The organism is Streptomyces venezuelae (assembly GCF_008642375.1).
Taxonomy (GTDB): Bacteria; Actinomycetota; Actinomycetes; order Streptomycetales; family Streptomycetaceae; genus Streptomyces; species Streptomyces venezuelae_G.
In genome coordinates this window covers 1,304,009-1,329,294 of record NZ_CP029194.1, presented here as the reverse complement: position 1 = coordinate 1,329,294, position 25,286 = coordinate 1,304,009, and the positions used below count along the sequence as shown (strand labels likewise).

Annotated in this window: 17 protein-coding genes and 1 pseudogene; 11 read left to right on the top strand and 7 right to left on the bottom strand. The window is 66.3% G+C overall.

The window, feature by feature from the left end; genetic code table 11:
* Positions 1-34: 34 nt before the first annotated feature.
* The 5 genes from DEJ46_RS05710 (at position 35) to DEJ46_RS05685 (ending at position 4,869) form a co-directional block, all read left to right on the top strand.
* Positions 35-520, top strand: a complete 486-nt coding sequence (locus DEJ46_RS05710; RefSeq protein WP_150264470.1) for a TrmO family methyltransferase — start codon at positions 35-37, stop codon at positions 518-520.
* Between the two features lie 635 nt (positions 521-1,155).
* Positions 1,156-2,262, top strand: coding sequence for a helix-turn-helix domain-containing protein (locus tag DEJ46_RS05700; protein WP_150264468.1), 1,107 nt, complete (start codon positions 1,156-1,158; stop codon positions 2,260-2,262).
* Positions 2,263-2,278: 16 nt separating this feature from the next.
* Positions 2,279-2,947, top strand: coding sequence for a YdcF family protein (locus DEJ46_RS05695; RefSeq protein WP_150264467.1), 669 nt, complete (start codon positions 2,279-2,281; stop codon positions 2,945-2,947).
* A complete protein-coding gene (locus tag DEJ46_RS05690; protein ID WP_317852166.1) occupies positions 2,871-3,686 on the top strand; it encodes a WbqC family protein in 816 nt (271 codons plus the stop codon). The genes DEJ46_RS05695 and DEJ46_RS05690 overlap by 77 nt, the downstream gene beginning before the upstream one ends.
* Before the next feature lie 259 nt (positions 3,687-3,945).
* Complete coding sequence (locus DEJ46_RS05685; protein WP_150264465.1) at positions 3,946-4,869, top strand: DUF5677 domain-containing protein; 924 nt, start codon at positions 3,946-3,948, stop codon at positions 4,867-4,869.
* Between the two features lie 39 nt (positions 4,870-4,908).
* On the opposite strand, the gene DEJ46_RS05680 is transcribed toward DEJ46_RS05685, so the two are convergent.
* Genes DEJ46_RS05680 through DEJ46_RS05670 form a run of 3 tightly spaced genes read right to left on the bottom strand, consistent with a single transcriptional unit; the run spans position 4,909 to position 8,572 of the window.
* Entirely contained in the window at positions 4,909-6,876 is a 1,968-nt protein-coding gene (locus DEJ46_RS05680) for a DUF3732 domain-containing protein (protein ID WP_190622457.1), read from the bottom strand.
* Positions 6,873-7,364, bottom strand: coding sequence for a three component ABC system middle component (locus DEJ46_RS05675; RefSeq protein WP_150264463.1), 492 nt, complete (start codon positions 7,362-7,364; stop codon positions 6,873-6,875). The genes DEJ46_RS05680 and DEJ46_RS05675 overlap by 4 nt, the downstream gene beginning before the upstream one ends.
* Positions 7,361-8,572 carry an ABC-three component system protein gene (locus DEJ46_RS05670; protein WP_150264462.1) on the bottom strand — a complete coding sequence of 404 codons (1,212 nt, stop codon included), beginning with the start codon at positions 8,570-8,572 and terminating at the stop codon, positions 7,361-7,363. Before DEJ46_RS05670 ends, DEJ46_RS05675 begins: the two co-directional genes overlap by 4 nt.
* A gap of 391 nt (positions 8,573-8,963) precedes the next feature.
* On the opposite strand from DEJ46_RS05670, the gene DEJ46_RS05665 reads away from it, so the two are divergent.
* Positions 8,964-12,992, top strand: coding sequence for a hypothetical protein (locus DEJ46_RS05665; RefSeq protein ID WP_150264461.1), 4,029 nt, complete (start codon positions 8,964-8,966; stop codon positions 12,990-12,992).
* A 252-nt stretch (positions 12,993-13,244) separates the two neighbouring features.
* Here DEJ46_RS05665 and DEJ46_RS05660 read toward each other — a convergent pair whose 3' ends face one another.
* From DEJ46_RS05660 to DEJ46_RS05650, 3 genes are all read right to left on the bottom strand, one after another.
* Complete coding sequence (locus DEJ46_RS05660) at positions 13,245-13,622, bottom strand: effector-associated constant component EACC1 (protein ID WP_150264460.1); 378 nt, start codon at positions 13,620-13,622, stop codon at positions 13,245-13,247.
* The gene (locus tag DEJ46_RS39705; protein ID WP_411757811.1) at positions 13,619-14,713 is read right to left on the bottom strand and encodes a caspase, EACC1-associated type; all 1,095 of its coding nucleotides are present in this window, start codon (positions 14,711-14,713) and stop codon (positions 13,619-13,621) included. Before DEJ46_RS39705 ends, DEJ46_RS05660 begins: the two co-directional genes overlap by 4 nt.
* Before the next feature lie 1,367 nt (positions 14,714-16,080).
* Entirely contained in the window at positions 16,081-17,034 is a 954-nt protein-coding gene (locus DEJ46_RS05650) for a glycoside hydrolase family 16 protein (RefSeq protein ID WP_150264458.1), read from the bottom strand.
* A gap of 351 nt (positions 17,035-17,385) precedes the next feature.
* Between DEJ46_RS05650 and DEJ46_RS05645 the strand changes: the two genes are divergently transcribed.
* The 3 genes from DEJ46_RS05645 (at position 17,386) to DEJ46_RS05635 (ending at position 21,197) form a co-directional block, all read left to right on the top strand.
* Positions 17,386-17,616, top strand: a complete 231-nt coding sequence (locus DEJ46_RS05645) for a hypothetical protein (RefSeq protein WP_150264457.1) — start codon at positions 17,386-17,388, stop codon at positions 17,614-17,616.
* A 237-nt stretch (positions 17,617-17,853) separates the two neighbouring features.
* Complete coding sequence (locus tag DEJ46_RS05640; protein ID WP_150274144.1) at positions 17,854-19,929, top strand: bifunctional polysaccharide deacetylase/glycosyltransferase family 2 protein; 2,076 nt, start codon at positions 17,854-17,856, stop codon at positions 19,927-19,929.
* A gap of 2 nt (positions 19,930-19,931) precedes the next feature.
* Positions 19,932-21,197 (top strand): acyltransferase family protein, encoded by a 1,266-nt coding sequence (locus DEJ46_RS05635; RefSeq protein ID WP_150264456.1) that lies wholly within the window; start codon positions 19,932-19,934, stop codon positions 21,195-21,197.
* A gap of 755 nt (positions 21,198-21,952) precedes the next feature.
* Here DEJ46_RS05635 and DEJ46_RS05630 read toward each other — a convergent pair.
* The gene (locus DEJ46_RS05630) at positions 21,953-22,885 is read right to left on the bottom strand and encodes a hypothetical protein (RefSeq protein WP_150264455.1); all 933 of its coding nucleotides are present in this window, start codon (positions 22,883-22,885) and stop codon (positions 21,953-21,955) included.
* 483 nt (positions 22,886-23,368) lie between these two features.
* On the opposite strand from DEJ46_RS05630, the pseudogene DEJ46_RS39695 reads away from it, so the two are divergent.
* Together DEJ46_RS39695 and DEJ46_RS05620 are read left to right on the top strand one after the other, a co-directional pair.
* Positions 23,369-23,645 (top strand): annotated as a pseudogene (locus DEJ46_RS39695) (hypothetical protein).
* Positions 23,646-24,155: 510 nt separating this feature from the next.
* The gene (locus tag DEJ46_RS05620; protein WP_150264454.1) at positions 24,156-25,271 is read left to right on the top strand and encodes a hypothetical protein; all 1,116 of its coding nucleotides are present in this window, start codon (positions 24,156-24,158) and stop codon (positions 25,269-25,271) included.
* The last annotated feature ends 15 nt before the right edge of the window (positions 25,272-25,286 follow it).

Below are 25,286 nucleotides of genomic sequence, written 5' to 3'. Positions count from 1 at the left end.
AGTCGCCCTGCTGCGAGCCGAGAAGAGGGAGTCCGTGTCCACAGAGTCCATCGAGGTTCCGGTGATCGCCGATGTGGTCGGAGGTCACACAGGGAAACTCGACGACTTCAAGGGGGGAGTGGAGTCGATCATCCGGCTCCGCCCGGAGTTCCCGGTGGAGACGCTGCAGGGGATCGAGGAGTTCTCGCATCTCCAAGTCACCTGGTTCTTCAACCTGGGCTCGCCCGAGGACGTCGCACTGCACGCGCGCAGCCCACGCGACAATCCGGCGTGGCCGGCGACCGGCACCTTCGTGCACCACAATCACCGGCGCCCGGCGAGGCTCGGCGTCTCGTTCCCGCGGCTGCTCCGCGTGGACGGACGAGACCTGTACGTCACCGATCTGGACGCGGACGAGGGCACGCTCGTGATCGACCTGGTGGCCGTCTTCAAGGAGTTCCTCCCGCGCGGCCCCGTCACGCAGCCTTCGTGGCCCGGCGAGATGTTGACGGACTACTGGCGGGACTCCGGCGAGCGCTGACGAAGCACCGGAGCCTGGTCGGAGGCTTGCTGCGAGCAGCCAGGTCTTCATGGCGGTCGGTGCCGGCACGAGCTGGTTCTGGGAGGCGTTCACGACGAGGCACGCCCTGCGGCAGGTGCCGGCGCTGAACCACTCGTTGCCGTGGACTGAGCGCCCCGGACGAGGAGGATCTGAGCTCCCGCGGCGGCGAGTCGACTCCGACGGTCAGGCGCTATGTCCCTGGGCCCCAGGTGGGACGGTGCGGGGATCACGATGCCGTACGGTCGCGTGACCACGAGGGCGTCGAGCATCCCGACGAAGGCCGAGGACGTCGAAGAACAACGTTCCATGTATACGGCGGCCAGGGTCAGTTCGTGCCGACGACAGTAGTCGCTGACAGTCGTCGCCAGTGCCTGCTGCCGACGGGCGGAGACTCCCACGAGCCGGAGGAATCCGAACACGAGCGGCCCCGTGACGTTCCGCTGCTCCGTGAGGAGTTCCATGATCATGACCGTCCATCGGGCTCGGGTGAAGTGACACTCCGAGCCTGGCCGTGACGTGGCGATCGGGGAATCCACGCCCGTCCCACTTCTGTCCCACAACTGCCCCTCCCGCCGTGGCCCGCGTGCTTCGATGGCAACGGAAGGGAGAGGCATGTGGCGACCGTTCACGAATGGACCGGGCTGGAGGCGCTTGCCCTCCGCAAAGCCCTCCGGTTGAGCGTGCGCGCCTACTCCGAGCACCTGGGCGTTGCGGTCAACACGATCAGCAACTGGGAGAAGCACCGGGCGACGCGCCGCCCCAACACGGAGAGCCAGGCCATCCTCGACACCGCGCTCGCCCAGGCGGATGCCACGACTCATGTCCGATTCGAGACGGAGCTCGCGAATCTCGGCGAGGCAGGCGACCCCGCCGCGAGCGTCGCGCGAGTCACCATTCCCCGCCCGCGGGCATGGGAGTACGAGTCGTGGTCCGAGGACATCGAGCGCACCGTCGTCGCTCTGTCACACCAGAACTTCGCTTTCGCCACGGACCTGCTTCACCGGTGGACGTCTCGCTACAGCACGTCAGACCTTGATGAACGGGGTTTGTATCTCCTGGCCCGGGCTACTGCTCTCCAGGGCGACCTGAAACGGGACCAAGGCGCCGTGGTCGGGCCGCTCTCGGCCCAGCGCTCGTATGCCGGCGCCCGCTCGCTCTACACCCAGCTGCAGATTCCGCGCCGGGTGGCGCAGCTCGACCTCTCGCTCGCGGTGGTCACCGAGATGGCCGGCGATCTGGAGCCTGCGGCCCGTCAGTATGAGGACCTCTCCGGCGACGAACGCCTCGCTGCTCGCGACCGGGCCCGTGCCCGACTGTGGGTGGGTACGGCGCTGAGCAAGGACGGGCACCACGACTACGCGGCGCGCGTGATGGAAACGGCGATCCGCGAGTTCGAAGACCTCTCCGAGCAGGAGGACTGGTCGGTCGCACAGCAGAAGCTCGCACTCGCCCACCGCGGGTCCGGCAACCTCGACGCCGCGCTGCGCCTCATCGACGTCGCCCGCAGCACGGGCGTGACGGAATCCCCCATGCAGCGGGTACGTCTGGACACCGCGTACGGCCACATCCTGCTCTCCGACCCGGCCACCCTGGATGATGGGTTACACGTCCTCGATGACGCCGCCAAGCGGGCGGCCCAGTACGGGCTCACCCACCAGCTACGCAGCATCACGGAGATCCGGAGGACGGCCGACGGGGCATCCAGCCCCACACGACGGTGATCAGGGAGACGAGCGAGTGACCGACAACCAGCCGGCCATCAACGACGAGCAGATCCACAACGCCAAGCTGGTCTGGGACTTCCACCAGATGCGACACGACGTTCGCCCCGTCGACGTCGCGATCGGTCTCGGCAGCCACGACCTCGGCGTCGCCGCCTTCACAGCGGAGCTCTACCGTGCCGGCCTCTTTCCCACCGTGGTGTTCACCGGCGGCAACAGCCCCACCACTGCCAAGGTCTTCCCCCGCGGAGAAGCCGTCCACTTCCGCGAGCACGCCCTGACGCTCGGTGTCCCGGACAGCGCGATTCTGGTGGAGCCGAACGCCGGCAACACCGGCCAGAACATCGACTTCTCCCGGACGCTGCTCGCCGCCGACGGCATCCACCCGAAGTCCGTGCTCCTCGTCTCCAAGCCGTACATGGAGCGCCGCTCCTACGCCACGGCCCGCAAGCTATGGCCCGAGGTCGAGGTGCTCTGCGCCTCGGAGCCCATGGAGTTCGACGACTACCTCAAGAGCATCGGCGACGAGAAGCTCGTCATCGACATGCTCGTCGGCGACCTCCAACGCATCATCGAGTACCCGAAGCTCGGTTTCGCCATCGAGCAGCATGTCCCGGAGGACGTACATGCCGCGTACGAGTCCCTCGTCCACGCCGGCTTCACCAGCCGACTCATCGGCGCTTGACAAGCCTCCGTCGGGCGGCCTGTGCGCGATTCACCAGCCCAACTTCTTCCCACGGCTGAGCACCTTGGCCAAAATCTTCGCGGCGGACTACTGGATCGTCCTCGACGACGTCCAGTTCGCCCGCCGCGACTACCAGCACCGCGCCCGCCTGGGCAGCACGTCCGACCCCGTGCAGCACCAGTGGCTCTCGATCCCCACCCACCTCCCTCGCGGCCGTTCGACCCTGATGAGGGAAGCCGTGCTGGCCGACCCGGAGCGGTCCCGTCGGCGAGTCATGCTCCTGCTCGCGCAGCACTACGGGGACTGCCCCGACTGGCCGCTGTTCCGCCACGCGCTGGAATCCGTGCTCCTCCGATTCAGGCGGGCTGGCAGGACGGCCGATGTGGCCGAGGAGTCCACGCGGATGCTCCTCCGCCTCCTGGGGTGGAGGGGCCGCGTTCTGCACAGCAGCCGGCTCCCTGCGAGGGCCGAGCGATCGCAGCGTCTCGCCGACCTCACCGCCGTCACTGGCGCGAGCGGCTACCTCTGCGGCACTGGTGGCATGCGCTACCTCGAATTCGCGCCGTTCGCGGCCCGAGGAGTCGACGTCCTTCCCTTCAGTACGTCGACGGCCGGAATCTGGGAACACGGCCGAGAGGTGAGCGCCGTTCGCCCCATCATGACCTACGGCCTTCGGGCGGTATCGGAGGAGCTGCAAGCCGTCGCATCCCGGCATGAGATGACCACTCGCTGTGTGTAGAGCGCAGACGCAGTCCCCGTCAGTTGCCGGTCGGGCGTTTGGGGACCAAAGTTGGGGACCAGTGCGCACTACACCGATCTCAGGTGGAGTGTTCAAGTGCCGTCCGGAGAAGTTCGCTCTTGCGTGAGCCCCCACGCATCTGTGCAACAGTGCCCCGCCGGCTGTCACATCGAGGTCGACGGTCCTCAATTAATCGGACCAGGCGCTAACTTCATGCGAGTCTGAGCCCATGGGTACACCAGATACTGTCCGTAAGGGCATGGAGTTCGAAGCCGCCCACCTGGCGATCCAGGAACTGGTGCGGGCGTTCGAAGAGGTCGCAGGCTCGAGTGCTGAAGTGCGGGAGGAATACCGCGCGCTCTTCTGGGCCGCGTACGGCTGGTGGGCCAAGATCACTCGCACGAGTCAGGCCATCTCCATGATGACCAAGGCGGGCCTCGGAGTTGAGGCCGACCCTCTCGCCCGGGTTGTCATCGAACACACTCTGACCCTGCACTGGCTTGTCGACGAGGCGCCCGAGTCAATGGCCGCGCTGGAGGAGGAAGGAGCGGAGAGCAGGGACAAGCTTCGGACCGAAGCGATCGAGGCCGAGTGGAAGGTTCCGGCGGGGATCGAGGAGCCTGAGCTTCCGCCGAAGGGCGACGAGCATCCCTTGCGGGCCGACATCGTTACCTTCAAGGGGCTGACTCAGCTCTACGGCGAGAAGGACGACTATGTGGCGTACCGGATCTTGTCTGGCCACGTGCACGCGTCCGAACTCGGCTCGAAGGCGTACCTGGAGGCAGGCGATGATGGATCTGTCTCGCTGCGATCGTCTGCCGGGGGTGACGCCCTGGCCCCCCTCACCCACGCCGCTTACTGCCTCATTCAGGCGGCGAGGCTCGTGGAGGCCATGTTGATCAGCGATAGGTTGTCCCGCGCTGTGTCCAGGGCTCCAATCCTCTTGGGCCACAACCCTCCCCGGCCGCAGCTGACACGGAGGCCGCCGAAGGAGGAGAAGCCGCTGCCCCGCCTGACTCTTACAGCAGGAGAACTTGCAGATGCCGAGAGGCTTGCGGAGGTCGCCTGCGCCGCACTGCGAGATGCCGGGGCTACCTTGAGTACCCCGATGAAGTCCCAGAAAAGGCGGCGGGTCATGGTTGACGTGACGGCTATGCCCAGGCCGCCCGAGACTCACTCCTGACAAAGTGGGCGGCAAGCTCGGATCCTGGTCACCGGCCCCTTAGCGGCCCGGTTCCTCGGGCACTTCTTCCGTGATCCATTCGCGGGGTACAAGTGCGTCGCCGTTGCTGCGCCTCCAACGCGCTTGGACTGCACTGCGGAAGGGCTCGTCGTCGAGGTCGGCGTGTTCCATGACGATGACTTGGAAGTCGCTCTGCAAGGCGTCGACGGTCCGCTGGATCGTCTCGTACAGGTTCAGTAGGGCGGCCCGGTCGGTTACCGGCGTGCCGTCCTGGGCGTCCTCCGGGTAGTAGACCTGGGAGGGCTGGTCGAGAAAGAGGAAGCGGGGGACGGGCCTGCTCTGTTCGGAGAACCATTCGTGGAGGCTCAGCATGGTGGCCACGTGATAGCCCATGGCGTTCTCCCCGCCGCCGATGTCGGACAAGCGCATCGGCCTGCGAGGTGTATCCGCCACGATCGTCAGAGCGCGAGGATCCAGTCGGATCGGATCCTCACAATGGTCGAGTTCGAGCATGACGGCCTTGTCCTTGATCTTCGCGCTCACCAAGGAGATGAAGCTGCTCAACCGGTCGTCCTGGACGGCCGAGCCGAGTTGCTCCTCCAGTGCTGTGATCTGCGCGACGATGTCTTCCCGTCGGTCGACGACCTGAGGCACTTGCTCGTGCCGGACGAACGTCTCCAGGTAAAGACTGATACGACCTTGGACCAGGGCTGCCTGCCGCAGGGGATCTTCCTGCGTGGCGGCTACCCGTCGGCCCGCGGTGAGGACGTCGATCTCGTCCTGGTTGCCAGCAAGGGCGGTTCGGAGGTCTGCCAGGTGGTTCTGCTCCTCGGCGATCATCGCGTTGATGTCCGGCGTGCTGCTCCCGATGGAGGTCAACTCTGCATTGAGCCGGACCAGATCCTCTGTGATGACCTCGGCGATGCGGCCCGCATCAGGGGCGGCGCCGCCGCATACGGGGCAGTGTCGTGCGTGGGGGAGTTCGACATCTCCGGGATCCGGGAGAAGGCCGAGCGTGGCAAGGCGGGCTTGGTGTTGAGCAGCCTGGTCGAGGAACTCGTCATTTTCTCGCGCGGCCTGCTTGAGGTTGGAGATCCGCGCCCGGATACGAGCGTGGGCCTGGCGCAGCTGTCGGCGTGACTCGGTGAGAGCGGTGAGCGGATCCTCGAGCCCCTGGGTACCCGCTTCGACGGATCTGGTGAAGGCGGCTCGGCGTAGACCCGCGACGACTTCCTGGGCCGTCAGCTGCCGGCCGGTCGGCGGCATTGGCAGCAGGCCAGCTTCGATGGCCTCGGTGAGCAGTGCACGTGCCTGACCGGACGCGGTTCCCGTGATGCGTGCGGCGGCGAGAATGCTCTCCATTTCGGTCAGCTGTCGTCGCAACATCCGCAGCTGGTGCTCGCGAAGGGCTCGCTCGGGGTCAATCGCGCCCAGGAAGTACGGCAGCATCGCTCTCAGCGCCGTGCGGTGGAAGTCTTCGTTTTGTCCGTGGAAGAGCAGGTCCTCGTTGGCGACCTCGTTCTGTTTCTGGAGGCACAGGAACATGGCGTGGCGAACCGAGGGTGGAATGGGCTTGGCACTGCGTACCGCCGGGATCCGCAAGGTGTGATCGATGCCGGCGAAGTCGGAGAGCAGTCCCTTCGCTATGTCGAGAGGGGTGGTGAAGGTCAGAGCGTCGAGAGCCGGAGGCTGCGCACCGTGAGCCTGAGACACGACGCACATCGTGGTCGTCGTCGCTGCTTTGTCGGCGGGGGCCGGGCGAGCGACGAACAGCTGCTGCTGTCCCTTGACGAGGGTGATGGCGAAGACATGGACGAAGTTACGGAGAATGGCGCCCTTGATGACGTAGTCGTCGCTTGCGAGGCAATAGTCGACGATGTTCAACAGGGCGCTCTTCCCGAGCCGGGAGTCGCCGGTGATGATGTTCATCCGCCCGGGCCGGAGCGGCACAGTGCGGATCCGACCGTCTCGGTTGTAGATCGAGATGGCGCTGATCTGGAAGGTCACGGCCGAACTCCTAGCAGGGTCATCACTGTGCTCATGCTGCCGGTGCTGGGCAGCCATCGCCCCAGCATGTGGGCAGCCTTCTGGATGGCGACCACCTCTTCGGTCGGCCCTGTGATCACTTTCTTCAGCCGTCCGGTCGGCAGGTTGAGCAGCCCCTGATCTGTGCAGCTCAGCAGAGTGGTCTGCAGGGCGAACAGCAGGCCGGGCCGGACGACAGCGGCCAGTGCGGTGGCATTCTGCGTCATCGCCACCTTCACCGTCCGGTTTTCCTCGACCCAGCGGCTCACCCCCGCGTTGGTGTTCCTGGGCAGTCGGTCTCGAACGGCAGGCTGCAGCGCCATCACTGCTCCGAGCACGGCGAGCGCCACGGGACAAGGCTGACCGAACTGCGTCCGGTGCCCCTGAACCGTCCGGGCGGTGAGCACCGCCGTGAACGCCGGGTTGTACAGTGCCCGCTCCTCACGGCTCAGGTTCACGAATTCACTCACGGCGTTGTTGCCTCCGTGGGCTCCAGCATGGACATGAGCCGGGTCGTGAAGTCGATGTGCCAGCCGACCCTGTGATCGTCAGCCAGCATGTGGAAGGAACCCTTCACGACGAACGGCTCGTCGCAGTCCGGGCGGATCCGCCTCTGCACCTGGCTCATAGCCCATCGGTAGATGTCTCGTGCTGCAGCTACCTTGGCGACCTCTGCCGCTTCGTCGCCCAATTCCTCCCGCATCTCGTCGAAGAGTTCTCCCCACTCCTCGACGAGCCGTCGTTCGAAACGGCTGATCTCTCCGGGCAGCAGCAGGTTCTCGTCAGACCACCGTGATCGCTGGGTGAAGGCGCGCATGTAGTCCCGGACTGCCTTGCCGACCCTGGGGGCGCTGATGTTGAGCAGGTTCAATTGGCGTACGAAGGCGTGGTCGCTGTACGTGGCGAGGTTCGGTTCGAGGTCAGCAATGTCCTCGTCGATCGGGAGGTTTTCCGGGCGAAACTGATTGCGGTAGTCAGTGAAGACCTGATCGAACTCGTTCCCGCTGATCGCATCAACGTCCCGCGCTCGCAACTGCCGGATCGTGCGCTGGAAGAACCAGCCTTCAAGGCGAATCAAGAAGGGTTGCGCGTACGCGTGTCCGACCGCCGTGACCGCCCGCTCCAGCAGGAGGTCTCCCACAGCTTCTACATCGGGGGCACGGCCCAGCACCTGAATGCGGCTGACCATGCCCTGCCGTTGCTCTTCCGTGAGCGTGTCGAACGACGCGAAGGCTTTCTTGAGGTCCTTGTTTGTCGATGCTTTCCGGGCCTCTGTCAGAGCCTTCAGCGCGCCGGCTTCGTCTCTGCAGCCTGCGACCACCGGTTGCAACAAGCTGGCCGCGGAGCCGCTGGGGAGTTCGGCCGTCGTCATGAGGACCAGATCCGTCTCCTCCAGGTCCAGCTGATGGCCGGCGATGGCATGCGCCCAGATACGTAGCGTCTTCCACAGGTCCGTGCTGGCGTCCGTCAGGCTGACGCCCGGCGCCCTGTGCTTCAGCTGGTAGTAGACAGTGCTGTCCTTGTGGACCTCTTCGATGTCGTCCCCGGCTTCGATCGCCACCGACCAGTCGATGCCCTGCCCGTGGCGCTCGACGCAGAGGTGCAGCGCCTTACGCAGCTGGTACACGTAGCCGATCGCAGAGGCCGATGCCTCAAACGGGTCCGCTTTCTCTGCCACGACGCCCCCTGGTGCAGCGAAGCTCACTGAACGTGACCTCGATCTTGGCACGGCACATCCGGTCAGGACAGCCCCTTGGAGTGAATCGGCTTCCGGGCGAGTGCGTGCGAGTCGGTCCCCTGCCCGTGGTGCTGACCAGAAGCCGCAGAGGGATGATGATGGACACACTTCTACGACGTACTACGCAGGGGGAACGATGGGGCTTCCTGAGGTTGCCTTTTCGCGGATCCGTCCGCTGTCACCTGAAGGGCAGAGGTCGGGCTTCGAACAGTTCGTCTGCGAGCTGGCGGCTGAGGACCCTCCACACCCCGAAGCTGAGTTCGTGAGCCTTCATGGAGCGGGCGGGGACGGTGGAGTCGAGTGCTTCTGGCGATCGCCCGACGGAACAGAGGTGGGCTGGCAGGCGAAGTTTTGGCTCTCCAAGGAGCAGGTGGATGCCGCCAAGGGGCAGCTAGACAAGTCGGTGCAAGCAGCTCTGACACAGCACCCCACGCTGGTTCGGTATGTCGTTGCTCTGCCGCTTGATCCCACTGGCCCGACGGGTGGCAGGGGCATGTCTCTGTACGAGAAGGTCCTGGGTGAGGAGGGGTGGCGCGAGGGCTGGAGAAGGATCGCCGCTGAACGCGGCATGCAGGTCGACTTTCAGGTCGAGTGGGCAACGAACCTCATCACGCGCTTCAGGACCGTCGACACCACGGGTGTGCGGACCCGCTATTGGTTCGACGCGGAGGTTCTTGCCGACCAATGGTGGCAGCACCGTCTGGAGGAGGCCGTGCAGGCGGCACGTCCCCGCTACATGCCAGAGCTGAGTGTGCGCGTCCCGGTGACCCAGCATGCGTTGGGGGCACTGTGTGGTGACGACGAGTGGCACAGGCGCGTTGAAGCCGATATCTCCGAGCTCGAAGGGCTCCTCAAGAACTTGCGCGTGGACCCCTTCGGCAGTCAGCAACTGGCTGGCTCGCCATCTGCTGACCTCGAATCCGTACGTCAGCGGGGTGCGGACCTGGTGACCGCGCTGGCGCAGTGGCAGCACGGGCCGTGCGACGCTTCTATCGATGCGCTGCGCATCGCCTTGGCCGCAGTTCAGCAAGCAAGCAACGATGCCGAGGGCGCCGAGGCCGATGCCTTGACCGCAGCGCATGGGACGGGTTGGGACACACCCTCGTGGCGGCAGTGGCAGGCCGAGTACATGGTGTCGTTTCCATCAGCGGCCGCTGACGCCCTGCGCAAGTTGAACGGCCTTCTGGCAGACGTAGCGGCGTGGATCACGGGCCCTATGGAGCGCCTGCGCACCGCACATAGCGTCCTGCTTACCAGCGCCGCAGGTATGGGCAAGACGTTTGTCACCCTGGACTATGTGTCACAGCGTTTGCGATCCGGCTGCCCCAGTCTGTTGGTTCATGGTCGCCACTTCCGGGAAGGTCCCCTACTTGAACAACTCCGCGTCCGCCTGGACTTGCCGGCCGATCTCACCGGCGACGATTTTCTGGGCCTTCTCAATCAGGCAGGGCGCAGCGCCGGGAGCCCAGTGCTGCTGGTGATCGACGCGCTCAACGAGTCACGGCCACGGACCATTTGGCGTGACGAGCTTGATACGCTGATCACCAAGATCGGGCGGTTCGAGCACCTTCGTGTTGTGTTCACCTTCCGCTCTCACTATCGGTTTCAGGTCCTGCCCGACGAGGCTGACATGCCCGAGATCGTGCATCGCGGCTTCGAAGAAGTCGAGTACGACGCAATCCAGGAGTACGCCGACTTCTATCAGCTGGAACCACCGACCGCACCCCCTGTCCAAGCCGAGTTCAGCAGCCCGCTGTTCTTGCGACTCCTGTGTGAGGCCCTCAAAGATCAGGGACGCCGCTCCCTCGACAAGGCGTCCATGGGCCTAGACGACCTGGCGGACTTGCTCTTGGAGCAAACCAATCGTCGCATCAGCGCCCAGTTGAACGCCCCGGTCGCCGATCAAATCGTGCACCAAGCGATGTTGGGCATCGCCGAGCGAATGGGCGGCCACACCCGACCCTGGATCGACCGTGGCAGCGCCCACAACCTGCTAAGGGGCATCTGGCCCGACCGCAGCGCGGAGACGTCCCTGCTCGAAGCCTTGGTGGGCGAGGGCCTACTGGCAGAGGATATCGACCCAGCATCGACCGGGCCGCAGCGCCACGTCGTGGCGATGGCCTTCGAACGACTCGGCCAGCACCTCATCATCGTCGCCGCCACGTCCGCGCTCAACCGGAAGGACGATGTACGTCAGGCCCTCACATCAGGCTCGCTGAGGCAGCTCCTGGGCCTGGACGCCTTGCCCGACCCGGGTCTGCTGGAAGCACTCTCCGTCATCCTCGGCCACCGAGGCATGGAGCTGACCGACTTCCGGGATGAGATCGGCGATGAGCAAGCCATCGCCGCAGTCATCGCGGGCCTGCCTTGGCGATCGGACACGAGCATCAGCGCGGACACCGTCGACTGTGTGGACGACGCGCTGCGCGCGCAGGAGACCTTCGATGAGGCCATGAACATGCTCTTCCGGCTCGCGACGCGCCCTGACCATGCACTGAATGCCGATCACCTGGACGCCTTGCTTTCCGCGCGCCGGATGGCAGATATCGACGCCGTCCTCACACCGTGGCTCTACGCCACCCGGGATGAGGGCGGCGCAGCGCACCGACTGATCTCCTGGGCTCGAGAGCAAGACATCACCCACACCGGCCGAGAGACAAGCCGCTTGTGGGTGACCGCGCTGCTGTGGTGCACCGGTTGCTCGGATCGACGCGTGCGTGACGACGCTACCCTCGCAGCTGCTCGCCTGTTGACCGTCCATCCCGAGCACGCCCCGGCCATGCTGGCCCACTTCCTCGACGTTGAGGATGACTGGATCATCGAGCGGACGTGCTATGCCGCGTACACCGCGTTGCTGCGTTCGGGCTCGGTTGCCGATTGGCATGCGGCAGCTCAGGCTGCCTGGGAGGTGATGGCTTCTGAAGCGTCGCCTCTCAACGCCGCCCTGCGTGACGAGTTGCGCCGCATCGTTGAAGCTGCGGCCGAGCGGAAGGCCCTGCCGGCGGGCGTGGACCTAGATCGCGTCCGGCCGCCCTACAGCACCTCATGGCCCATCTCCTGGCCGAAACCCGAGGACGTGGAGCCCTACAAGGAGAATCGCGGCGACTATCCCAAGCTGCATTTCAGCTGCACGGCTGACGACTTTTTCACCTATGTAATCAAGTCGACGTTGCGTAAGCGGACCGGAATCGACCCGCAGGCAGCGGCCCGTCGTGTTCTCCTCGATGCGGTCCAACTCGGCTACTCACCTCACCTCCACGCGTCCTTCGACCAGCATGTCATGGACACCTACGGCGGCGGCCGGGGTAAACCCAAGTGGATCGAGCGAATTAGTAAGAAGTACCAGTGGATTGCTTTCGCCCGGGTGCTGGGACAGATCAATGATCACGTGTCTCAGGCATGCGGCCGGTGGGATCCGCCACCACCCTCCGTCCCTGGGCCGCAGGCAACTCAACTTCGTCAGATGGACCCCACGGTCTGCGACGCCCAGCCGGACGACACCGCCCTCGCCCGACCCCACGTGCCGAGCTACGACTGGGAATCCTTCGATCAGGCGGCGTCCCCCGGGGAGTGGATCGCCGACGAAGGTGATCTCCCCGAAATCCCCGTCGACGTCAATGCCAGCCTCACACCAAAGGTGGTCCTCGCAGGCACTTACGAGTGGCGGCGAGAAGGGGAGCCCAAGAACAACTGCCCCACGATCTGGGCCCACCTTGTGTCCCTTCTCGTCAAGAAGCAGGACCTCGACGTGCTCTTGGCCGAACTGACTGGAGAGGACTTGGCCGAGTACGTCAGCAGTGCGAGTGGGGCGATGTACACCGACGGATTCGTCGGCGAGTACCCCTTCGGGCAGCACTACGTGGCGGAGGCACACGTTCGCGCACACGAGCACGAAGAGCCCTTCAGCGTGGTTACGCTGCCCACTACTTTCGCTCTCCTCGGCGAGTACGAGTACTCACCCACGTCACAGATCTCGTTGATCGCCCCTTCGCCGCGTCTGTTTGGTCCGGCACCTGGGCAGCTGCGATGGGACGGCGCACGAACTTGGCGAGATGCCGCAGGCCAGAGCATTGCCACCGTGCGCAAGGTGTTCGGTGGCGGGCAAAACGAACTCCTCATCGATCGCGCATGGCTGGATGCGTGGCTGGGTGATCAGGACATGACCCTGGTCTGGCTTGAGCTCCTAGGTAAGGACATCCTGAGGACAAGCCTCAATGATGAGAGCCCTGGTCGACTCGTGCGCTCCCAAGCTCGTTATCGAACGGATGACGGCCAGGTCGATTTTCTCCCATCCTCCTACGATCGGATCGAGCCCTGGCCCTCGAACGGTGAACGCGGTGCTTCACGCACAATTGCTTGATCGACGATGGGGGAGCGGCTGGCCCCGGCACCGGAGCGCGACATGGATACCGTTGAAGACACAGGAAGTCGCGCCGCTGGTAAACGCCGCAGTTGAAGTGCCGGCTGTCGCGGGGTGGTGGGTGGTCCACTTGGCCACGCCGTTAATCCGACAGTGCCACGAACGGCGCGAGGGCCAGAACCATCGACCTGGCCCTCGGGCCGATTCGGTTGTTCAGCCGGATCCGGCCGCACCGGTCACCAGGCGGGCTCCCTACTCCCCGTCCCCCGGTGTGTTCTCGGGGAATGCCGCCTTCAGTAGGTCCGCCATGCGCCGGATCTCCGCAGGGTCCTCCGTCCCGGTGACGGTTATCCTCTGGGATCCCAGGCGAATGTCGACACCGTCCGTGGTACCGCGGGACCCGCACCATCGTCTGACAGCCTCGATCGCCGACGGCAGGGCGAGCGTGCTGGTCACCACCAGCGTCAGAACGTCGAGGGCGTCCCCGAGCGTGCCTTCCTTCGGTGCCTCCGAGGTCCACCGGGCCCGACCGACGCCGCGCAGTTCGGCGTCCCGGGTGAGGAAGGTCCGGAGTCCGTCCGGAACCTTCGCGCCAGTATCCGTGACGATGCGGAGTTGGACTTCGGTCATGACTGCCCCCATCTGTTGACCAAGAGTTCCATGTGGTCTCCGTCCCGCCCGATTTGTCGCGACGGGACGGGCCAGCCTCGTGCCAGGCAACTGGCCCGCACATGACGGAAGAGTGCGTCAGCGTTGATCACCGGCGGACCGCCCTCGATTCCGTCGGTAAGCGAGCGGATGATTTCGCCGGAGAAGCTCGTGAACTGGTCGCCTCGTGGAGCGCGTGACGCGTTGGTGGCGTCGGAGGACGTCATCACGTAGGTGCCCTCGATCCGTGAGGCACTGCTCAGACCCGCGGAGAGGGTGTCGAGCGCCGCCCCGCTGTAGCAGCTGTCGAGAACCAGCAGCCGCGAGCCGACCGGGGAGTCCGCGACCTGCTCGCGGATCCGGTCGAACTCCATGGCGGTCCATGCTTTCTGCTGGTTCGAGTCGACCAGACCGAGCAAGAGGCGTCCGTTCCGGGGATCGGTCCAGCCATGCCCGGCGTAGTAGATGAAGAGACCGCCGGAGAGAGGGTCGGCGGCCTCCATGGCGAGGTCGATCTTCTCGTGTACCTGCGCCGCCGACGTCGGATTCTCCACAGTGTGCACGTTGTCCGGCGGGATCCCGAGCGCCGTCAGGGCGACCTCGGTGAGCGCCGACAGATTGTTCTTGATGGAGGGCACGCAGGGCAGGTGCGTGTAGTCAGACACGCCGATCAGAACCGCAGCTCCGCTCCTCCACCGTTCTAGAGGGCCGAATCGCCGTATTTCCGCCGGAGCGGTACGCCCTTCCTCGAAGGCCAGTGCCGGGTCCTGAGGAGCCATCCCTTCGAGGAACTTGACGATGTATCGTCGGGTATCGCTTCGTGGCTCCGCGCGGCCCGTGATCCATGCGCTGACCGCGGCCCTGGTCAGGCCCAGCTCCGTAGCCAGATCCGACTGGGTCAGACCGGCCCGTCGCAACTGCCTGGCCAGCCAAGGCCCGAACGGGTCTATAGGTCCTGTTGACGGGCGGGGTGGGGTACCCGGGACGTCGCGCCTGGGCGCCCGCGGCGGGGGCGTGGAATTAATGCGCCTGGATGCTGGCGGTGGCGGCTTTGGGGTGCTGAGTCCGGACACCGGCGGCGTGGCAGTGGGGTCAACCGCCCTGACCACGGCGTCTTCCTCGGTACTCTCGCGCTGTGCTCGGTCCAGAAGACCCAGCCACTCCGACTCGTTCAGCTCCTCGCCCGCCCACTCCTTCCATACGGTGACCACGGTGAGCGCCTCGCGCGTACGGTCTCGTGGGGGAACGCGGTAGTCGGAGTACCGGGGAGGTGCCCAGTCCCGTATGCGGTGCGCCTTGAGGTCCCGTGCGCCGGGCAGGCTTCGGGCCAGGGCCTCGAGGGCCAGAGAGTCGAGGCCGACCAGTTCGCCATGACCGCGCCGAGCGCGTTCCGCTCGCTCCCGGAGTCCCCGCAATTCCGTGTACAGGTCAGCCCGTGCCGACACCCTCCACCCCCGTACCTTCGTGGCGTCTGATCTTCATTCTGCCACCGGGACGGACCTGCCCACGCCGCCGTCCGACCGAGTCAGTTGGTGGCCGACGGTCGATTGGCTACACCGACGTCTAGTTTGATGCCGGCTTCCAAATCGGCATCGCGACTGTCTACCGCTACCTACCTGATCGTCGGCATCGTCAAGGCCGTCCACATCCTTAACTACGCCTCAACCAGATTCTGAGAAAAGCTCGGTGTGCGCGGATCGCTGGCGTGGGTTGCGGAGCTTTTTCACCAGCTCGGCGCAGTGGTCGGGCCATCACGATGCCTACAGGCTGCCACGGCAGGGCACGAGAGGCGAGGGGCGTTTCGGCGGTCTTGTGGTCCCAACCGACCCGGCCGCGAGCTACTTCTTCCACAAGCAGAATCTCTCGCCGTGCGTCACGCGCCTTCGCTGGATGGGAGGTCGATCTGCCAGATCGAGGCTGCCGACCGCGGTCCCGCATGGGACCTTGTGGAATTGGCCTTTGCCTGGCGCCGCTTGCAAGCGGCCAGAACGGACGTGCGCAAGCAGGTGCCTGGCCGGCTAGCACCTGCCATTTGGGGACCAGTTGGGGACCACACGGTGTGCGCGATGGTGAACGACCTGGGCGTTCAGGCACAACTCGCGCCCATAATTAATCTGTTATGTCACGATAATATCCTTGCCCCCCACTCCTGGGGGTCAAGGGGTCGCAGGTTCAAATCCTGTCGTCCCGACTCGAAAGAGTCGCAGATCAAGGGGCCGTTTCAGAGCAATCTGAAACGGCCCCTTGATCGTTTTTGGGCACCGCTTGGGGACCGGCGCACTTGACGGACCGGAGCGCACCTTGACGGGGTCGAGGCGCGCTCCGGGAGGCGTGGCCGTTGGTGCCGCTCGGTTCTGCTGTGCCGCGGCGAGTTCGCGCTTGCCGATGTCGCCGGCGCGGAACCGGCCCTGCACGTCGATCGCCTCGGCCGCAGGTGGGGTCAGGGCTTCGGGACGGTGTTGATGTAGTCGGTGCCGGTGCTGTGGAAGCCGTCCACCGTCTTCTGGACGTCCGCCTGGGAGACGGCCTCGTCGGCCTTGTAGTAGACCCAGTCGACCTTCATGTCCCAGGTGCGCGGGCCGCCGGTGAAGGGGAGGTCGATGAGCCAGTTGCTGAAGTGGATGTCCATCTGCTCGCGCGGGACGTACTTGCCGGAGCTGGTGAAGAGCTCCTTGCCGTCCAGGGAGTAGGTGACCTTTCCGTCCATGGCGGTGATCATCATGGTGTGCCAGCCCTCGAGGCGCCGCTTGAGGGTGTTGTGCACCCGGTCCGGCGGGTCGGCCTTGTACCAGCTGACGTTGTCGAGCTGCGGACCCACCGAACCCCAGCCGCCGTTCGGCAGGTACTCGAAGTCGAGTTCGCTGTAGTTCTCCGAGGAGTCCGAGGGGGAGATCGGGAAGAAGGCCTGGACGACGTGGTCGCCGTCACGTCCGCTCGTCGGCTTGTCGCCGAGGTGGACCCGGGCGGCGAAGGTTCCCGTGAAGAAGTTCCGGCTCGTGGTCTGGACCTCGACCTGCGTGGTGCCCTGCTCGGTGCCGTCGGTGGAGGAGCGCAGTCGTAGGACCTTGCCCCCCTCGGCCGTCGGGTCGGAGGGGAAGGCCGCGCCGTCGGCGCTCCAGGTGTCCTTGATCCCGGGGCCGCCCCCGCCGGTACGGATCTCCCAGCCGTGCGCGGCGAGGGAAGGGTCGTCGGCGCCGGTGTAGTCGAAGTTGTCGAACAGGGTTCCCGGCGGTCCGGTGGGGGTCGGCGAGGCGTCCCGCGCGGGCCCGGCGGCGTCGTCGGCGCCCCCGCCGGCCGCGGGGTCGGCGGAACACGCGGCGAGGACGCACAGGAGGGCGGGCAGCGTGAGCGCGGTCCACGCTCGGCGACGAGAGGTGCGGCGGGGCTGGCTCACACAGGCTCCTTGGGGCGTAGAGGCGGTGACTGGACACGCCCGTTGCATGCGGATCAATCGCTGACGGCATGAATCGAGCGGTCATCCTAGCGAAGGATTCAAGCCATACCGCCCCGTGCTCACGACCCGGTCATCCAGGTGCCGGGAGGTGCCCGTTGGCATACCGATCCGGTTACGACGTGCGATCGGACTGTGCCAAATACGCACATCACACACCAATCGCTTCAGGTGATGCGCTACGGTCCGCTCTACGCTTCAGCGGTCTCCACACCCTGCACAAAAAGGCCACAAAAGATGCGGCAAGTCGCCACACCCTCCAGGCGCGGACCGGTCCACTCGGTACAGCCCGGCGTGGCTGAATCACCTCCCTGGGAGCCGGCTCCGGCACCGGTGTTCGTCGACCAGTCGGGTCTGCGCAGCCGTCTGCTGCGGCGCTTCGGCTGGCCGGTCTCCGTGGTCGGCGCGATCCTGGCGGCCGCCATGGGCAGCAGCCTGATCGGTATGCAGTCGGACGCCCCGGCGATGGAGATACCACCGAAGCCCTCGTACTTGCCCGCCAGGGGGCCCTTGTTGCCCTCCTGACCCTGGAGGGCGCGGTCTGCGACGCCTCACCCGGACGTTCGGCCATCACGCCGAGCACCGTGACATTCCCTGACATACCGCGGCCATCGTGCCGCCAGAGCAACGCCTGCGGGCCGGCCGAGCGTGGCTGATCGTCCGCACCACCCATCTCCAGGAGCGCCCTTGTCCCGCCACCAGCGTCGTCGGCAGTCCCTGCTGAGACCACGCCGACTGGCTGCGCCGCCGCTGCGCTTCTTCATGCCGCTGTCCCTGCTGGCCTGCTTGCTCGCGCTCCTCGTCCTCCGCGGCCTCGCCACCAACGAGGCGTTCCACGACACCCGGATCGCGACCTCGGTCGACAAGACGACCGTGCCGGAGAACCTTCTCAAGGGCGGCCCGATCATCGACGCGCGCGGCGACAAGAACGAGCGCCCCGTGAGCTATCGGATCCCCGACCGCACCGTGGTCCTGACCTTCGACGACGGCCCCTCGCCGGAGTGGACCCCGAAGATCCTGGACGTGCTCGCGGCCCACGACGTCCGCGCGGACTTCTTCGTGACCGGCGCGATGACCACGCGCCACCCGGAGCTGATCCGGCAGATCGTCGCGGGCGGCCACGAGATCGGCGTGCACAGCTTCACCCACCCCGATCTGGTGTACCAGTCCGAAGCCCGGATCAGCTGGGAGCTGGCGCAGACACAGCTGGCGCTGGCCGGCGTCGCAGGCGTCCACAGCGCGCTGTTCCGCCCGCCGTACTCCTCCGACGCCTCGGCGCTCGACGACTGGAACTACCCGGTGATCAAGTACGTGGGTTCCCACGGCTACCTCACCGCGTTCATCGACCGGGACACCCACGACTGGAAGCGTCCTGGCGTCGACGCGATCGTCAAGGCGGCGATGCCGCGCAAGCCCGGCGCGGGCGAGGTGATCCTGCTGCACGACGCGGGTGGCGACCGTACCGAGACCCTTGCCGCGCTCGAGCAGATCATCGTGAAGCTGAAGGGCGAGGGGTACCGCTTCGCCACCGTCTCCGAGGCGCTCGGCGCCACCGACGCCACCGTCCCGGTGCACGGCTACCAGCTGTGGGCGGGCAAGTGCTTCATCTGGGCCACCCAGGCGGCCGTGCTCACCCTGCCGGTTCTCGTCGCGCTGCTGGCTGTCGTCGGCTTCCTCAACTTCGGCCGGTTCGCGCTGATGCTCGTCCTCGCACCGCTCCACGCCCGACGCGCCCGGCGGCGGGACGCATGGGGACCACCCGTCACCGAGCCGGTCACCGTCCTCGTCCCGGCCTACAACGAACGCGAGTGCATCGCGAACACCCTCAACTCGCTGGCCGCCAGTGACTACCCGATCGAGGTCATCGTCATCGACGACGGCTCCACGGACGGCACGGCGGACATCGTCGAGGCGATGGCCATGCCGTTCGTCCGGCTGATCCGCCAGGCCAACGGCGGCAAGTCCACCGCGCTCAACACCGGTATCGCGGCCGCGTCGCACGACATCGTCGTGATGATGGACGGCGACACCGTCTTCGAGCCGTCCACCGTGCGCGAGCTGGTCCAGCCGTTCGGCGACGGGACGATCGGCGCGGTCGCGGGCAACGCCAAGGTCGGCAACCGCGAGAGCCTGATCGGCGCCTGGCAGCACATCGAGTACGTCCTCGGCCACAACCTGGACCGCCGGATGTACGACATGCTCAACGTCATCCCGACCATCCCCGGAGCGGTCGGCGCCTTCCGCAAGGAGGCCCTGCGGCGGGTCGGCGGGATGAGCGACGACACCCTCGCCGAGGACACCGACATCACCATGGCGGTGCTCTGCGACGGCTGGCGGATCGTCTACGCCGAGCGCGCCCGCGCCTGGACCGAGGCCCCCGCCAGCCTCCAGCAGCTCTGGTCCCAGCGGTACCGCTGGAGCTACGGCAGCATGCAGGCGATGTGGAAGCACCGCCGCGCCGTGACCTCCCGCGGCCCGGCCGGACGCTTCGGCCGGCTCGGGCTGCCGCTCGTCGTGATGTTCGGCGTGGTCGCCCCGCTGCTCGCGCCGCTGGTCGACATGTTCCTGCTGTACGGCGTGCTGTTCGGGGACGCCCCGATCACCCTCGCCAGCTGGGGCGGCTTCATCCTGCTCCAGGCCGTGCTGTCCTGGTACGCCTTCCGGCTCGACGGCGAGAAGCCCCTGCATCTGATCAGCCTGCCGATCCAGCAACTGGTCTACCGGCAGCTGATGTACATCGTCCTGTTGCAGTCCACGATCACGGCGCTGACCGGTGGCCGACTGCGCTGGCAGAAGCTCCGGCGCACCGGCGAGGTCGCCGCACCGGTGGAGGCCTGACCATGACCGCATCCTTCGAGTTCGGGGGAACCCAGGAGACCCTCAGGCTGAGGATCCCCGCCGCTCTGCGACGGGAGTCCCAGCCGGAGCCGGACCCTGAGCCGTCGACACCGGCCCCGCGCAAGGGCGGCCGAGACCGCTATCTCGACCTGCTGCGCGCGCTGGCACTGGTCCGTGTGGTGATCTACCACAACTTCGGCTGGTTCTGGCTGCCCGTCGTCTTCCCGTCGATGGGCGTGATGTTCGCGCTGGCCGGGGTGCTGATGGCACGCTCGCTCAGCCGTCCCGCCCTGGGTGTCATCCGGGGGCGTCTGCGCCGGCTGCTGCCGCCGATGTGGCTGTTCGGCGCGGTCATCCTCACCCTCGAGATCATCGACGGCTGGGGGCCCGACGCCGAGGGACATCCCCACTGGTGGTGGGGCAAGCTGCTCTTCTGGCTCGTGCCGCTGAGCACTCCGCCGTACGCCGAATCGCTGAACGGTTTCGACCACCTCGTGGGGCAGGGCTGGGCGGTGCAGGTCGTCGTCCCGCTCTGGTACCTCCGCGCGTACCTCTGGTACGTCCTGCTCTCCCCGTTGATGCTGTGGGCGCTGCGGCGGATGCCGGTGGTGACACTGTCCGTGCCGCTCGCGGTGACGATCGTGATGAACGCGTTCTTCATCGACCAGGAGTTCCTCTACGGCCGGGTCTGGGAGAACCTCAGCGACTTCGCCATGTTCGGCTCCTGCTGGATCCTCGGCATGGCTCACCAGGAGGGCCTGCTCAAGAAGATCCCGCAGTACGTCGTGCCGTCCGTCGCGCCGCTGATCATGGTGGCCGGCTGGTGGTACCTGCAGACCCGGCCGGTCGATCCGACCGTGCCCACCGACATCGAGAGCTGGCCGATCGCCCAGGCGCTGTGGTCCTTCGGCTTCGTCGCGATCCTGCTCCACGTCAGTCCCTCCTGGGAACAGTGGCCCCGACCGCTGGAACGCTGGAACGGCCTGATCAGCCTGCTCAACACACGGGCGGTCAGCGTCTACCTCTGGCACCAGGTTGCTTTGGTGGCCGCCATCCCGCTGATCGACCCCCTCTGGTCCGTCGGCTTCTTCTACGAGCACTTCCGGTGGCTGCTGGCCAGCCAGTGGTTTCCGCTGATGGTGGCGATCCCGCTGACCGGACTGCTGGTGCTGACCTTCGGCTGGATCGAGGACGTGGCCGCGAAGCGCTCTCCGCGGCTCTTCCCGTACCCGCGCCGCGTGCGGGGCAGGCGCCGGGCCGGCGCCTGACTTCGGGGGGCCGGGCGTTCGAGGCGCGATGTGCGCGAACCACTCGTCAGCGCGGGCATGGCCGTCCTTGCGCGTGCGACGGGAGCGGCAGCCCGTTCCGCCCCTGACCGGAGTCGGGGCGGATGGCTGCCGGCGGCCGAGTGGCTGATCGCACACTCATGGGCACGGGAGCGTGACAGTGTTGCTCCACAAGACGCCCGTGAGATCATTTTGGTCTGGTCGACCGTCAGTCGCCGAGACGTGCAACGCAAGGCCAGATATGCACGAGATGCTCTGACGCATATGCAGTTCGCCTCCAGAATCGGAGGTCTGCTGGAAGTTGAGTTCCGCAAGTGCGTTGTCGACCACCCTGACGGTCACGATGGCCTCGCTGACGAATCGAACGCCGTCGACGACGAAGACAGCGGAATCGCCGGACCCTTCAGACCGCACCGTGATTTCCGGCCTCGTGGCCGCCGGGGGCGGTTCTACCGGAGGATCCTGAGGATCTATGTGCAGACTGTCCAGGAACGCAATGAGGTGACGTGTGGAGATCGGTGCCTGCATATCCAGGCGACGTACGAGCTCACGTACATTTCCATCCGGCCTGTACTGAGGCAGCACGCCTCGATCGCGGGCACTGTGGATTGCCATTCGAAGTCTTGACATTGTCGGATGTCCCGTCCGTTCGACACGAATCCGTACACTCTCGCCCCAGGCTCTCGGCTCGACCGGGGCGCCCGGCGGCCCACTGTTCCGTTGGCGGGAAATCCGGGTCAGCCGAGGCCGACGAGGACGAGGACCAGTCCTGTGCCCGAAGCCAGTGGGGTCAGTGCTTTCCCCAGGACGGCGCCGAAGGCTGCGTCTCTGTCGACGGCGGCCATCGCGTGACCAGGAGTCGAGGACGTCGTGAGGAGGTTGCCGACACGGATGGGCCGAGCAGAGGCATCCGCCTGGCACCAGACCTTGCCTGTGACGGCGACAGCCGATCGGCAGGCTCCGTCGTTCTCTTCACGCGGGTGACGATCGAGAACGAGAGCCGGGGCGCGGTCCCCCGCGCCGGCGACGGCACCCGCGACGCTGGTGTCGTAGTCGTGTTCGCACGGGGCCAACGACCCACCACTGTCCAGGACCACCACCGTGCCGGGGCCGACCTCGGCAGGGCCGTCCGCTTGCTCGGAGACATCGAACTCTTCGGCTACGTCTCCACCCGTCAGGATCAAGTCGCCGGTGACCTCAACGTCTCCCTGGAATACACCGGCCTTTCCCCCGGGCGGGTTGGTCAGGGCTATTGCGACTATGCCGTTGTGGCCCCTGGCGTACATGCCGTTTCCGCCGTTGTCGTTCACTCCGGCGACGCCGGCCTTGGCGGAACTAGTCCCTACTCCCAGAACACCGTCTTCGGTATCGCTCACACCGTAGATACCGTTCCCGCTCTTGCCTTCTCCCGCTACGCCGACCCGGCCTCTGCCGTAAAGGCCGTTTCCGCCGTGGTCGTTCACTCCGGCTACGCCGGACTTGGCGGCGGTTTCGGTCAGTCCCAGGACACCGTCACCTCCCTTTCCGTGTCCCCAGAGGCCGTTGAGGCCACGGCCGTATATTCCGTTGCCGCCGTTTTCGCAGACTCCGGCGACGCCAGCCTTCCCCTGGGCCTGACTGACTCCGAGAACTCCGTCATCCGTGTCGCTCGTTCCGACTATCTTGGCCATGACTGCTCCCTGGTCCTGGTGCAGTTGCCGATTGCGTTCGTCAAGGGGGGTTCCCCGGGAGGACGAGGCGGACGGGCGCCCTCAGTTGTCGTGAGAGAGCCACCTGCGTCCAGTTCACGCCCGGCCGGCGAAGGGAACTGCCGCTTCTGCGTACTGAGCCGGGAAACGTGATGTATTTCCTCTCCCAATCCTTGTCCCCCAGCCCGGCAGGCGCAAGTTGGATGGCCAAGGTCACTGATATTGAACAGGTGGAGTCGTACGGGCTGACAGTTCGTGGGTTGTGCGGTAGCGCCATGGGCATGACGGTATCCACAGGGTGGCGGGCCGACCGCCGAACGGCAGAGGTTTCGCGAGGAGTTACGGCTTCAGACGGCCGAGGAGCTTGCCCGGGGTGAGGCGAGACCGCTGACAGCCGAGGAGTGCGGAAGACTCGCGGCAGCCCGCGGAGTCTTGCTCGTCTTCGAGGACGAAGCCGGATTCTCCATGCTGTCGCCGCACGCCAAGACCTGGTCGCAGAGAGGCCGCACGCCAGTGGTGCGGGTCCGTGGCCGTTCCCGCAGACGGACGTCCATCACCACGCTGACCTGCTACAAACCCGGCATCCTGCGGGAGTTCGCGGCGTCACGCGACTTTCCAGCGCCGCCTTCAGCCCCCCGAACACCTCGTCCAGCGCATCCGGCGCGGCTTACGGCCGATCCAGTACCGCAGCAACCTCAGAGACGGCTGCCTCGCCGCGACGGGCTTGACCGTCAACCCCTGACCGCAGCCACGAGTTCAGTCCCAGTCGCTGCGTGTGGTGCCGCCGTCGCGAGATGAAAGCCCGGGACGTGCGCACTGGCATACGAGGCAGATCCCAGGCCGGGGCGGTGCGCAGCATGAATCCCCGATGGCGGTGGCCGGCTGGACGCGCGGCTTGCCAGGTGCTATGCGAGCATGAAAGGAGGGGGAGTTGACAGTTCTGGTCGGGGGCGGCGTGTCCCCTACTGTCCATCCCTTCCGCCAAGTGGTCGTGTCCTCTCGCCGAGGGCCGACCGGACGCGAACGAGTCCGCGACCACTGGCGAGGGGAGCGAATGCCTTGCCGATTGTGGCGCCAACGCTGAGCAACAGATGAGGCAGACGACATGACTGGTCTACGGAGTGCAATCGATGGTGCTCGACAGAGCGGAGTACTCCCGGCCCACACGCCGGGAAGCACACGAGACCTGGCACGAAAGCTCGGCCTTGACGTTCCCGTTTCTGTACGGCGAATTATCAGGACACTCAACGAGTTGCACGTCCCCGGTCCCACGCTGGCGGAGTTCGGGCACGGAAGCATCCAGGTCTCCGGGCGCAAGGCGCTGGGGCCGCGCCCGCTGGTCGTCGTCCTGCTGGAGTGGGCCGACGACGGCGCAAACGGCTTTCCGGAGATCTCCTCCGTCCATCCGCTCGACTACTACGAGCAGTTGGCCTTCGGCCACCCGTCCCCGCCCTTCACCACCGACCCGGTCAACCCGGCGGGCCTGGCCGAGTACGTCCAGGAGTGCTCCAACGGGCGGTTCTGGTTCACCCGCGCCGGCGTGCTCGGGCCCGAGCCGATGGGGCTGTTCGGCAATCCCAGCGAGACGGAGCACATGGGGAAGGTGGCCGAGCGGATGGCCGGTCTCTTCCCGGACCTGCTCCACTCGATGGACGTGGACGTGGATTCGCTGATCACGGCCGACGAACTCGTCGTCCTCGTCGTGGAGAACCACCGCGACCGCTATCCGGCCAACCGCGGCACGCAGTCGGTTCCCGTCACCCTGGGGGACGTCACCAAGACCATGGACCTCCGGATCGCGTTCGCGGGACCATTCACGCCCTTCTACCAGATCGGCCACGAGGTGGCTCACTCGCTCGGTGCCGTGGACATGTACAACCCGGGCACCATGAACTACCTGCTCACGCTCATGAGCGCCTACTCCTTCACCGGCAACGACCAGGGCACGGTCCACCTGGACGCCTGGCACAAGATGGCCCTCGGCTGGTGTGAGCCGGGCCGGGTGCAGCTGTCGGCGGACGGCTCCGCTTCGGTCGTGGAGATCTCCGCCGAGCGCCCCGACGGCGCCGTGATCCTCTGGCATCCGAGTCGCGGTGCCACGGAGTACTTCCTCGTCGAGCGGCGCAACCGGGCGGGCGGCCGCAAGTACGACGTCGACTTCCCCGACGACGGTGTGCTCCTCTGGCACATCGACCCGTCGAGGGCGCCCATGAACCGAGGCGCCCCCGACCTCTCCCCGGGCTCCAGCGGCGTCTGGCGGGCCGGCATGCGGACGCCGCCACTGACGTGGACGGACGGCACGGTGGCCGTCGGCGGTATCGACATCACTACCGGTCCCGAACCGGGCTCGATCCGGCTCGACTGGTGACGAGCGCAACGCCAG